Origin of the sequence: Xenophilus arseniciresistens (assembly GCF_028023875.1) — a bacterium.
In the GTDB taxonomy this organism is placed as follows: domain Bacteria; phylum Pseudomonadota; class Gammaproteobacteria; order Burkholderiales; family Burkholderiaceae_C; genus Xenophilus; species Xenophilus arseniciresistens.
Genome location: NZ_JAQIPB010000010.1, coordinates 18,589 through 30,839, shown reverse-complemented (window position 1 = coordinate 30,839; position 12,251 = coordinate 18,589). Strand labels below are relative to the sequence as shown.

The following is a 12,251-nucleotide window of genomic DNA, read 5'->3' as shown; positions in this document are numbered from 1 at the left end:
GGGCCGGCGTCAGCGCTGCACCACGTAGCGCGTCACCACCGGCGGGCCTTCGCCCTTGTGGAAGGCCAGGCGCCGCTCGCGCAGGGCCAGGTCGGCGGCCGTGGCGCGGTTGAAGCGGCGCAGGTGCTCGGTCCAGGACTCGTCAACGATGTGTTCCAGGTAGCGCTCGGGCTGGCTCATGTCGTGCAGCAGTTCCCAGGCGATGGCGCCTTCGCTCAGGCGCGCGCGGCGCGTCTGCTGCATGACCACGCGGAAGGCCCGCGCGCGCGCCGGGTCGATGATGTATTCCACCGTCACCACCACCTGGCCCGATTCACCGGGCCCGGCCTGCGGCGGGCCCGCGGACCAGCCGGCCTGCGCGGGGCTCACGTCGTCCTCGCCGGGGCCGTCGGTCACGTAGCGCAGCACCAGCGCCATGACCACCGTGCCACTCGCGGCCGCGACCAGCAGGCTGATGGTCAGCGAACTCAGGGTGGCCACCTGGCCCCACAGCGCGGCACCCGCGGCGCTCGCGCCCATGATGCCCATCTGGTACATCGACATGCCGCGCGCGCGCACCCAGTCGGGCAAGGAGAGCTGGGCCGACACCGACAGCGAGTTGGCCACCGTGATCCAGGCCGCGCCGCAGAAGAAGCAGCCCGGCGCGGCCAGCCACACATGGGGCGCCAGCGCCACGACGGCGGTCGCCAGCGACAGCAGCAGCGTGCCGCGCAGCACCAGCTGGTCGCGCGACCAGCGCTCGCGCAGGCGCGGCAGGCACAGCACGGCCACGATGGCGCCCGCGCCCATGGCGGCCAGCAGCAGGGTGAAGGTGCCGGCGTCGCCGCCGTCCAGCCCGCGCGCGATCAGCGGCAGCAGCGCCATCACGGCCGAGGAGTGCAGGAAGGACACGGCCACCCGCACCAGCACCGCGCGCATGCGCGGCGACTGGCGCACGAACTGCACGCCCACGCGCATGGCGCTGATCAGGCGCTCGCGGCCCAGCGGCTGCGGCCGCTGCTCGCGGCGCCAGCGCAGGATCACGAAGCCCGAGGCGATGGACAGCACGGCGTTGAGCGCGAACACCCACACCGTGCCCGCGCTGGCGATCAGCGCGCCGGCCAGCAGCGGGCCGATGATGCGCGAGGCGTTCATCGCGATGCCGTTCAGGCCCATGGCCGCCGGCAGCAGCGGCCGCGTGACCAGCTCGGGCACGATGGCCGAGAACACGGGCCAGCGCAGCGCCAGCCCGATGCCGTTGGCAAAAGTCAGGGCCAGCAGCAGCGGCGCGTTGATCATGTCCATCGCGATGGCGCTGCACAGCACCACGGCCGTGCCGGCCAGCCAGAACTGCGTGGCCACCAGCCAGCGCCGCCGGTCCAGGATGTCGGCCAGCGCGCCGCTGGGAATGCCCAGCAGGAACACCGGCAGGGTGGAGGCCGTCTGCACCAGCGCCACCCAGATCGGCGAGGTGGTCAGCGTGGTCATCATCCAGGCCGAGGCCACGTCGCTCATCCACATGCACACGTTGGCCATGAGCCAGGTGCTCCACAGCAGCCGGAACACCGGCATGCGCAGCGGCTCCAGGGCGGCCAGCTTGGGAGGGCGGGGCTTGAGCGGGGGAAGCTCGGATTCTTCGGGATTGATCGGCATGGGTGAGCGATTCTGGCCTGAGCGAAGGCTCAGCGCCGCGCGAGCGCCGCATGCTTGAGCAAATGCCCCAGCGGCAGCGCATGGCTGGCCTTGACCTCGCCGAGCGAGAAGCTGGTGTGCAGGTCCTTCACGTTGGGAAGGTGCATCAGGCTGTTGAGTGCGAAGCGCGAGAAGGCGTCCAGGTCCTGCGCCACCACCTGCAGCTCGAACATGCCGGTGCCGCTGATGTAGTGACAGGCAATCACTTCGGGCAGCTCCCGGATCGCGTTCTCGATCTTCTTGGTCACCTCGCTGTTGGCGCGCTCGGTGTCCAGCCGCACGAAGGCCAGCACGCCCAGGCCGATCTTGCGGCGGTCGATCTCGGCGTGGTAGCCCTTGATGAAGCCGGCCTCCTCCAGCGCACGCACGCGGCGCCAGCAGGGCGCGGCCGACAGGCCCACGCGGTTGGCCAGCTCGGCATTGGTCAGCCGCCCATCGGCCTGCAGTTCTTGCAGGATGGCAAGATCAAAGCTATCCAGCGTTTCCAAACACGCCCCCTTGAAGAAAGAATCTTTCTTGATTCTCGTTTTGGAGGGCATGAAAAGCAAACACCTGTCGGGCACGCAGGCATACACTTTTGCGAGCATCATGGGGGTCGGTTTCATCCGCCCCCACCGGGCACAAGACCCACACGCCAGGCTCACAAGGCCACGCCAAACTGGAGACAGACACGATGAACGCGCCACTGCCCGAGCACATCCGCAAGGCCCTGGAAACCGTCACGCTCGACGACAAATACAGCCTGGACTACGGCCGCGCCTTCATGAGCGGCGTGCAGGCGCTGGTCAAGCTGCCCATGCTGCAGCGCCTGCGCGACGCTCAGCAGGGCAAGAACACCGCCGGCTTCATCAGCGGCTACCGCGGCTCGCCACTGGGCGGCTACGACCAGGCGCTGTGGAAGGCCAGCAGCTACCTGAAGGCCCAGAACATCGTGTTCCAGCCCGGCGTGAACGAGGAGCTGGCGGCCACGGCGCTGTGGGGCACGCAGATGCTGGGCTTCTCGCCCAGGGAAACGCAGAAGTTCGACGGCGTCTTCGGCATCTGGTATGGCAAGGGGCCGGGCGTGGACCGCTGCTCCGACGTCTTCAAGCACGCCAACATGGCCGGCACCACGCCCTGGGGCGGCGTGATCGCGGTGGCCGGCGACGACCACATCTCCAAGAGCAGCACGGCCGCGCACCAGAGCGACCACATCTTCAAGGCCTGCGGCACGCCGGTGTTCTTCCCCACCAACGTGCAGGAAATCCTGGACCTTGGCATCCACGCCTTCGCGATGAGCCGCTTCTCGGGCGTGTGGTCGGGCATGAAGACGATCCAGGAGATCGTGGAATCGAGCGCCACCGCGATGATCGACCCCGAGCGCGTCGAGATCGTGATGCCCGGCGACTTCGAGATGCCGCCCGGCGGCCTGCACATCCGCTGGCCCGACGCGCCGCTGGAGCAGGAGGCGCGGCTGATGCACTACAAGTGGTACGCCGCGCTGGCCTACATCCGCGCCAACCGGCTGAATCACAACGTGATCGAAGGCCCGAACGACCGCTACGGCATCATGGCCAGCGGCAAGGCCTACAACGACACGCGCCAGGCCCTGCTCGACCTGGGCCTGGACGACGCGGCCTGCCGCCAGTTGGGAATCCGGCTGCACAAGGTCAACGTGGTGTGGCCGCTCGAAGCCCAGCTCACGCGCGACTTCGCCACCGGCCTGCAGGAAATCCTGGTGGTCGAGGAAAAGCGCCAGGTCATCGAATACCAGCTCAAGGAAGAGCTGTACAACTGGCGCCCCGACGTGCGCCCCAACGTGCTGGGCAAGTTCAACGAGCTGGGCGCCGACCATTCGGGCGGCGAATGGTCGATGCCCAACCCCACGGCCAACACGCTGCTGCGCGCCAACGCCGACCTGAACCCGGCGCTGATCGCCAAGGCGCTGGTGCAGCGGCTGAAGAAGACCGGCATCCTCGAATCGGGCGGCGCCGACCTGGTGGCGCGCGTGGATGCGCAGATGGCCATCCTGGAGGCCAAGGAGCGCTCGATGCAGGTGCTGCAGGCTGGCGGCGTGCAGGGCGCGGACCGGGTGCCATGGTTCTGCTCGGGCTGCCCGCACAACACCAGCACCGTGGTGCCCGAGGGCTCGCGCGCCATGGCCGGCATCGGCTGCCACTACATGGCCAACTGGATGGACCGCGCCACCTACGGCTTCACGCAGATGGGCGGCGAGGGCGTGCCGTGGATGGGCCAGGCGCCCTTCTCCAACGAGAAGCACATCTTCGCCAACCTGGGCGATGGCACCTACTTCCACAGCGGGCTGCTGGCCATCCGCCAGAGCATCGCGGCGGGCGTGAACATCACCTACAAAGTGCTCTACAACGACGCGGTGGCCATGACCGGCGGCCAGACCGTGGGCGAGCGCCCCGAGGGCCACAGCGTGCTGCAGATCGCCGAGAGCCTGCATGCCGAGGGCGTCAGGCGCCTGGTGATCGTGACCGACGAGCCGCAGAAGTACGAGGGCGTTCAGGTGCCCGGCAGCTACGACGGCCAGCCCGTGCAGGTGCGCCACCGCGATCAGCTCGACGAGATCCAGCGGGAATTCCGTGAGATCGCCGGCACCACGGCCATCATCTACGACCAGACCTGCGCCACCGAGAAGCGCCGCCGCCGCAAGCGCGGCAAGGCCGTGGACCCGGCCGTGCGCGTGGTCATCAACGAACTGGTGTGCGAAGGCTGCGGCGACTGCAGCGTGCAGAGCAACTGCATGAGCGTGGAGCCGCTGGAGACCGAGTTCGGACGCAAGCGCACCATCAACCAGAGCACCTGCAACAAGGACGTGAGCTGCGTGAAGGGCTTCTGCCCGAGCTTCATCACCGTCGAGGGCGGGCAGCTCAAGAAGAAGGCCAAGGCCAGCAAGGCGGCCACGCCGGCCGAGCTGGGCGAACTGCCCGAGCCGGCCCTGCCCTCGTTGCACGGCGGCCAGGTGTGGGGCATCGTGGTGGCCGGTGTGGGCGGCACGGGCGTGATCACCATCGGCCAGCTGCTGGGCGTTGCCGCGCACATCGAGGGCAAGGGCATCGTCACGCAGGACGCCGCCGGCCTGGCCCAGAAGGGCGGCGCGACCTGGAGCCACGTGCTGATCGGCGACACGCAGCATGACATCCGCACCACGCGCGTGGGCACGGCCGCGGCCGACCTGATCCTGGCCTGCGACCCCATCGTCACCGTCAACCCCGAGACCCTGGCGCGCATGCGCGAAGGCCGCACCCATGTGGCGCTGAACAGCCACAGCGCGCCCACGGCCAGCTTCGTGAAGAACGCCAACTGGCAGAACCCGCAGGAGGCCTGCGCAGCGCAGATCGCCAAGGCGGTGGGCGAAGAAGGCCTGGGCGCCTTCGACGCCGACGCTGCGGCCACGCAGCTGATGGGCGACACCATCTTCGTCAACCCGATGATCCTGGGCTACGCCTGGCAGAAGGGCTGGATCCCGCTGGGCCACGAGTCGCTGATGCGCGCCATCGAACTCAACGGCGTGGCCATCGACGCGAACAAAACCGCCTTCGAATGGGGCCGCCAGGCCGCGCAGCGGCCGGCCGAGCTGGCCCGGCGCCTGAACCCGGGCCAGGTGATCGAGTTCAAGAAGCGCGAGACGCTGGAATCGCTGGTGGCGCGCCGCGTGGAATTCCTCACCGGCTATCAGAACGCGGCCTATGCCGGGCAGTACCGCGACTTCGTCGCCAGGGTGCAGCAGGCCGAAGGCGCGCTGGGCAAGAGCGCACTGGCCGAGACAGTGGCACGCTACCTGTTCAAGCTCATGGCCTACAAGGACGAGTACGAGGTGGCCCGCCTGCACAGCGACACCGCCTTCCTGGCCCGCGTTAACGGCATGTTCGAGGGCGATTTCAAGCTCAACTACCACCTGGCGCCGCCGGCCACGGCCAGGAAGAACGCCAAGGGCGAGCTGCTCAAGAAGAAGTACGGCCCCTGGATGCTGACCGGCTTCAGGCTGCTCGCAAAGCTCAAGGGCCTGCGCGGCACGGCGCTGGACCCCTTCGGCCGCACCGAGGAGCGCCGCACCGAGCGCGCGCTGATCGCCGACTACCGCGCCAGCATCGAGGAGGTGCTGGCCGGCCTGGGCGCGGACAACCACGCCCTGGCGCTGGAGATCGCGGCGTTGCCCGAGCAGATCCGCGGCTACGGTCACGTGAAGGAGCGCAACCTGGCGGCCGTGCGCACGCGCTGGACCGCGCTGATGGCGCGCTGGCGCGAGCCGCAGGGCGGCACGCGCGCCGCGGCCTGAAGGCGCTGCGCGGCGCCGCCGCAATGCCCGTTTCGCGGCCCGGATATGCCGCGGGGCGCCCCGCGGGGCGCCGCATACAATCCGCCGGTTTCGCCCTGGCCCCAGGCCGGGCCGTCGGCGCGCCCTGAGGAAGCGCCGCACGCGCGGGGTGCTCCTGATGTGCCCCGCATCCCCATCCTCCCCCGTTCGCTGGAGACTTTGCCCTTGTTCATTTCCAACGCCTTCGCCCAGTCCGCGCCCGCCGCCGGTGGTGGCGACATGATGTCCTCGATGGCCAGCATGCTGCCGCTGCTGCTGATGTTCGTGGTGCTGTACTTCGTGATGATTCGTCCGCAGATGAAGCGTCAGAAGGAAATGCGCGCCATGCTCGAAGCCCTGCAGAAGGGTGATGAAGTGGCCACGGCCGGCGGCCTGCTGGGCCGCATCAGCGTGCTGGGCGACCAGTTCCTGACGATCGAGATCGCCAACGGCGTCGAAATCAAGGTGCAGCGCAGCGCCGTGGTTCAGGTGCTGCCCAAAGGCAGCTACAAGTAAGCCGTCCGCGCCGCGCCCGCCCCTTCTGGACTCTGCAGCGGCACGCAGCCGCTGGGCAGGCGGGCGCAGCGGCAGTGTTCTTTTGTGACACGCGACGCCCTGGCGCCGCGTGTCCTGTTTCAGGCCCCGCTGTCAGGGGCCTTCGGCCCGAGGGCAACCCGGGCCGGTCTTGAGAGGTTCGGGCCATGAACCGTTATCCGATCTGGAAATACGCGATCCTCGTGATCGTGACCCTGGTGGGGCTGCTGTATGCCCTGCCCAACTTCTTCGGCGAGGCGCCGGCGGTGCAGGTCTCCGCGGCCAAGTCGACCGTCAAGGTCGACGCCAGCACCGAGGCGCGCGTGGCCGAGGCCCTGAAGGCCGGCGGCCTGACGCCCGACATGCTGACCTTGGACGGCACCTCGGTGCGCGCCCGCTTCAACACGCCCGACGAGCAGCTCAAGGCCCGCGACGTGCTGCAGCGCGCGCTGGTGCCCGACGCCAGCGACCCGCCCTACGTGGTGGCGCTGAACCTGGTGTCGCGCTCGCCGGCCTGGCTCAGCGCGCTGCACGCCTTCCCCATGTACCTGGGGCTGGATCTGCGCGGCGGCGTCCACTTCATGCTGCAGGTGGACATGCAGGGCGCGCTGGACAAGCGGGCCGAAACCTTCGCCAGCGACCTGCGTACCGGCATGCGCGACCGCAACATCCGCGGGGGCGTGGTCACGCGCAACGGCCAGTCGCTGGACGTGCGCCTGCGCGATGCGGCTGCGGCCGACGCGGTGCAGCGCCTGATCCAGGAACAGTTCACCGACCTGGTGGCCGTGCGCACCACCGACGGCGCCGAGACGCGCCTGGCCGTGACCATCAAGCCCGAGGCCGCGCGCCGCCTGCAGGACACCGCGCTCAAGCAGAACATCACCACCTTGCACAACCGGATCAACGAACTCGGCGTGGCCGAGCCCGTGATCCAGCAGCAGGGCCTGGACCGCATCGTGGTGCAGCTGCCGGGCGTGCAGGACACGGCCAAGGCCAAGGACATCCTGGGCCGCACCGCGACGCTGGAGCTGCGCCTGGTGGACGAGAGCACCGAAGGCCGCGCCGCCGAAATGGGCACCGGCCCGGTGCCCTTCGGCTCCGAGCGTTTCATGGACCGCGAAGGCCGCCCGGTGATCGTGCGCAAGCAGGTCATCATCACCGGCGAGAACCTGACCGACGCGCAGCCTGGCTTCGACTCGCAGACGCAGCAGCCCAAGGTGGACCTGACGGTGGACGCCAAGGGCGGGCGCATCATGCGCGACGTCAGCCGCGAGAACTACCGCAAGCGCCTGGCCATCGTGCTGTTCGAGAAGGGCAAGGGCGAAGTGCTGACGGCGCCGTCCATCAACGGCGAGCTGGGCACGCGCTTCCAGATCTCCGGTTCGATGGGCGTGGTGGAAGCCAACGACCTGGCCCTGCTGCTGCGCGCCGGCTCGCTGGCCGCGCCGATGGAGATCATCGAGGAAAGCACCATCGGCCCGAGCCTGGGTGCCGACAACATCGAGATGGGCTTCAAGAGCGTGGCCTACGGCTTCCTGGCCATCATGGTGTTCATGTGCATCTACTACGCGATGTTCGGCGTGTTCTCGTCCATCGCGCTGGCGGTGAACCTGCTGCTGCTGGTGGCCGTGCTGTCGATGCTGCAGGCCACCCTCACGCTGCCGGGCATCGCGGCCATGGCGCTGGCCATCGGCGTGGCCATCGACTCCAACGTGCTGATCAACGAGCGCATCCGCGAGGAGCTGCGCAACGGCGCTTCGCCACAGGCGGCCATCCATGCCGGCTATGACCGCGCCTGGGGCACCATCCTGGACTCCAACGTGACCACGCTGATCGCGGGCATCGCGCTGCTGGCTTTTGGCTCCGGCCCGGTGCGCGGCTTCGCGGTGGTGCACTGCATCGGCATCGTGACCTCCATGTTCTCGGCCGTGTTCTTCGCCCGCGGCCTGACCAACCTCTGGTACGGCCGCCAGAAGAAGCTCAAGAGCGTGGCCATCGGCACGGTCTGGAAGCCGCCCGTGGACGCCGAACCCCAGGCCCCTCTGTCCGGCAAGCCGCTGACGACGAGCAAGTAAAGGAAACGCCATGGAGTTTTTAGTTTCGGCATCACATGCGCTTCGCGCAGATGTGAGCCTTCTCTGAAAACTCCATAAAGAAGGAAATCAGAATGGAGTTTTTCCGCATCCATCGCACCATCCCGTTCATGCGCCATGCGCTGGCGCTGAACGCGGTCTCGATCATCACCTTCCTGCTGGCCGTGTTCTTCCTGTTCCACAAGGGCTTGCACCTGTCGGTGGAATTCACGGGCGGCACGGTGATGGAGATCACCTACTCGCAAAGCGCCGACCTCGAGAAGGTGCGCGGGGCCATCGGCAAGCTGGGGTATCAGGAAGTGATGGTCCAGAACTTCGGCAGCTCGCGCGACGTGCTGATCCGCGTGCCGCCGCAAAAGGGCCTCAACTCCACCCAGCAGAGTGAGCAGCTCATGGGCGCGCTGCGCGCCGACTCGCCCGACGTGCAGCTGCGCCGCAGCGAGTTCGTGGGCCCGCAGGTGGGCGACGAGCTCACCAGCAACGGCCTGAAGGCGCTGGCCATGGTGGTGGTGGGCATCATGATCTACCTGGCCTTCCGCTTCGAGTGGAAGTTCGCGCTGGCCACCGTGATCGCCAACCTGCACGACGTGGTGATCATCCTGGGCTTCTTCGCCTTCTTCCAGTGGGAGTTCTCGCTGGCGGTGCTGGCGGCGGTGCTCGCGGTGCTGGGCTATTCGGTGAACGAGTCGGTGGTGATCTTCGACCGCGTGCGCGAGACCTTCCGGCGCCAGCGCAAGCTGAGCACGCCCGAGGTGATGAACTACGCCATCACTTCCACCATCAGCCGCACCATCATCACCCACGGCTCCACGCAGTTGGTGGTGCTGTCGATGTTCTTCTTCGGCGGCCCCACGCTGCACTACTTCTCGCTGGCGCTGACCATCGGTATCTGCTTCGGCATCTATTCTTCCGCCTTCGTCGCCGCCTCGATCGCCATGTGGCTGGGCGTCAAGCGCGAAGACCTGGTCAAGGCCGCACCGGCCAAGAAGGACGATCCCAACGACCCCAATGCGGGCGCCACGGTCTGAACCGGCGCCGCTGATCGAGAATGGCGCCGCAAGGCGCCATTTTTTTTTGGGTCCCACGATGAGAGTTCGCATGCTGCAACACCCGCATCGGGTGCGATAAGCTCGGCCACCCCCTCCCCACGCTTCATGACCTCCGCGCGATTCGACGACCCCGCCTTGCAGCTCGCCCGCCAGACGCGCGAGCGCTTCGTGGCATCCACCGAAGCCGCCATCGAAGCCGTGGCGCAGGCCGTGCGCGAACGCCTGGACCACCAGGCCATGCAGTCGGCCACTGCGCGCGAGATGCAGCAGCACCGCGACAACCAGCTGGCCTTTCGCGGCGCCGAGATGAACTGGGTCTCGCAGTCGCGCCTGCACTGGCGCAAGGCGCTGGACGAGAGCCAGCAGGGCTCCAGCGGCGGTAGCGGCAGCGGCCTGTTGTCGATGCGGCTGGAACTGGTGGGCGACGAGGTGGTGGAGAACAACATCCTGTCCTCGCGCCTGGCGCTGGCGGTCCAGGACAAGGCCAACTTCGACCTCAACGACCTGCGCCTGCGCATCCAGCACCTGGAACGGCGCGACGACCTGGACGCCCGGGACGTGCTCAAGCCCGAGGTGCTGCCGGGCGTGCTGGTGGCGCAATGGCTGGCCGCCGGCATGGGCCGCGAGCTGTGGCTGGCCGTGCGCGAGGTGCTGCACGCCAGCGTGGCGGAAGCCATGGCCACGGCCTACAAGGAGGCCAACACCTTCCTCATTGGCCAGGGCGTGATGCCCGAAATCGACCTCAAGCGGCTGGTGCGCCGCCCCGTGAGCGGCCCGGCCAGTTCGCCTGGCGCCCTCGGAGGCCGCGCCCAGACGGGGCCGGGGACCACGGTGGTTTCGGCCCGGCCGGGCGCCGGCGCGGGAGCGGCCCCCTCGCAGCCGCAGGCGGCCGCCCCGATGGGCTTCGCACCGGCCGCCATCGGGGTACAGGCCGCGGCGCCCGGCACGCAGCCGGAGGAGGCCATGCTGCCCCGCGGTGCCTCGCCCTTCGAGCTGGCCCGCCACCGCGCACAGGGCATGCTGATGAACCTGCGGCGGCTGGTCGAGGCGGCCATCGGCGGTTCGGCCGGCTGGGCCGATTCGGCCCCGCAGCGCACGAACGGCGGCGAGAGCGGCATCCCGATGGTGCCGGCGCATGCGGCTGCGGCCCGCGCTGCCCATGCGGGCGCCGCCACGCTGCCGGCGCCGGTCCATCCGGCCTTTGCCGCGGCCGTGGCCCAGGCGGGCGCCGAGTACCACGCCCGGGCCACCAGCTTTGTCCTCACCGGCGACCCGGCGGCCGCTGCGGCGCTGGTGCAGCGCAGCGCCGCCGAACTGCGACGGCATGCCAACGACCTCAAGAAGCAGGCGCCCACCACGGCCGACAAGGCCACGGTGGAGATCGTCGCGCTGATGTTCCAGGCCATCCTGGCCGAGGAACGCATTCCCTTTTCGGCCCGGGTGTGGTTCGCCCGCCTGCAGATGCCCGTGCTGCGCGTGGCCATCGCCGAGCCCCAGTTCTTCGCCACCTTGCAGCATCCGGCGCGCATGCTGATCGACCGCATGGGCTCGGTGGTGATGGGTTTTGACGCCGCCGCCATCTCGGGCAGCGCACTCGAGAACGAGATCCGCCGCGTGGTGCAGGTGATCGAGCAGTACCCGGAAACCGGCCAGCGCGTGTTCAAGCTGGTGTACGACGAGTTCGTCGCCTTCCTGTCCAAGTACCTGACGCAGAACGACGCCACGCAGCGTGCGATGAGCGTGGCGCAGCAGGTGGAGCAGAAGGAGACGATGGCGATCCAGTACACCATCGAGCTGCGCAAGATGCTCAACGACATGCCGGTGCGCGAAGAGATCCGCGAGTTCCTCTTCAAGGTCTGGGCCGAGGTGCTGGCCATGGCGGCCATCAAGTACGGCGCCCAGGACGAGCAGACCGTGGTCTTCAAGCGCGCGGCCTCCGAACTCGTGTGGGCCGCCAGCGCCAAGCCCAGCCGCACCGACCGTGCGCGCGTGATCCAGGAGCTGCCCAAGCTGCTGCAGCGGCTGCGCCAGGGCCTGGAGCTGCTGGGCGTGACCGGGTCGGCGCAGGAAGCGCACATCAAGATCATCGGAAAGACGCTGTCCGATGCCTTCATGTCCAAGACCGCCACCATCAGCGCCGAGCAGATCGAGGCCATGGCCTCGCGCCTGGCCAACCTGGAGGACTACGTGGGCGAGGAAGGCGACGCGGAAATGCCCATCGACGTGGCCAGCGTGGAGCTGCTGCTGGGCGTGGACGCCGCCTCGATCGAGGTGCTGCCCAGCAGCGGCGCCAAGGTCGAGGAAGGCATGCTGGCCTGGGCCCACGAGCTGCAGGTGGGCAGCTGGCACCTGCTGGACCACAACGGCCGTCCCAGCCAAGTGCAGTTCGTCTGGCGCAGCGAGCGCAAGCGCCTGTACCTGTTCGCGGCCAACGACGGGCGCAAGTTCATGCTGCAGGCAGGGCGCCTGGCGGCCTACCTGCAGGCCGGCCTGCTGCGACCGGCCGAAGAGGAAAGCCTCACGGCCCGCGCCACGCGCAAGGCGCTGGCCAAGCTGGACGCCAATCCCGAGCGGCTGTTGAACTGAGGCTGAACCGGGCAG

7 protein-coding genes are annotated in these 12,251 nt (G+C 68.7%); 5 read left to right on the top strand and 2 right to left on the bottom strand.

Features of this window, described 5'->3' with window-relative positions:
- Positions 1 to 9: 9 nt before the first annotated feature.
- A complete protein-coding gene (locus tag PGB34_RS19080) occupies positions 10 to 1,632 on the bottom strand; it encodes an MFS transporter (protein ID WP_271429695.1) in 1,623 nt (540 codons plus the stop codon).
- A 29-nt stretch (positions 1,633 to 1,661) separates the two neighbouring features.
- Positions 1,662 to 2,159, bottom strand: coding sequence for an Lrp/AsnC family transcriptional regulator (locus PGB34_RS19075; RefSeq protein WP_271429694.1), 498 nt, complete (start codon positions 2,157 to 2,159; stop codon positions 1,662 to 1,664).
- A 185-nt stretch (positions 2,160 to 2,344) separates the two neighbouring features.
- Here PGB34_RS19075 and PGB34_RS19070 point away from each other — a divergent pair, with 185 nt between their 5' ends.
- The 5 genes from PGB34_RS19070 (at position 2,345) to PGB34_RS19050 (ending at position 12,236) form a co-directional block, all read left to right on the top strand.
- Positions 2,345 to 5,956 (top strand): indolepyruvate ferredoxin oxidoreductase family protein, encoded by a 3,612-nt coding sequence (locus tag PGB34_RS19070; protein ID WP_271429693.1) that lies wholly within the window; start codon positions 2,345 to 2,347, stop codon positions 5,954 to 5,956.
- 204 nt (positions 5,957 to 6,160) lie between these two features.
- Complete coding sequence (gene yajC / locus PGB34_RS19065; protein ID WP_271429692.1) at positions 6,161 to 6,490, top strand: preprotein translocase subunit YajC; 330 nt, start codon at positions 6,161 to 6,163, stop codon at positions 6,488 to 6,490.
- Positions 6,491 to 6,675: 185 nt separating this feature from the next.
- Entirely contained in the window at positions 6,676 to 8,583 is a 1,908-nt protein-coding gene (gene secD, locus PGB34_RS19060; RefSeq protein ID WP_271429691.1) for a protein translocase subunit SecD, read from the top strand.
- A gap of 92 nt (positions 8,584 to 8,675) precedes the next feature.
- On the top strand, positions 8,676 to 9,629 hold the full coding sequence (gene secF / locus PGB34_RS19055) for a protein translocase subunit SecF (RefSeq protein ID WP_271429690.1): 954 nt from the start codon (positions 8,676 to 8,678) through the stop codon (positions 9,627 to 9,629).
- Between the two features lie 126 nt (positions 9,630 to 9,755).
- Positions 9,756 to 12,236, top strand: coding sequence for a DUF1631 family protein (locus PGB34_RS19050; RefSeq protein WP_271429689.1), 2,481 nt, complete (start codon positions 9,756 to 9,758; stop codon positions 12,234 to 12,236).
- Positions 12,237 to 12,251 lie beyond the last annotated feature (15 nt).